Raw genomic sequence first — 207 nt, 5'->3', positions numbered from 1 at the left:
GACACGGTCGGCCAGATCGTCGGCGTACTGCCGATCGTGGTGATGGCCGTCGCCATCGCCTCCATCATCGAATGCTTCTTCATCCTGCCGGGCCATCTCAGCCACGCGCTGCAAGGCCGTGGCGGCCCGCGCTGGTCGCATTGGCGGGTCTTCATCGTCGCGTTCATCGCCGTGCTGTTCGTCGCCGCCTTCTTCAGCCGCGCCGGC

Annotated in this window: 1 protein-coding gene; it reads left to right on the top strand. The window is 67.1% G+C overall.

Annotated features, from left to right (window positions below):
- A partial coding sequence (locus AC5E6L_RS06690) for a hypothetical protein (protein ID WP_491772126.1) occupies positions 1 to 207 on the top strand: 207 nt, incomplete at both ends.

This window comes from Roseitalea sp. (assembly GCF_984466335.1).
Note: the sequence above shows the minus strand (reverse complement) of the source record. Positions and strands in the feature narration are given on the sequence as shown.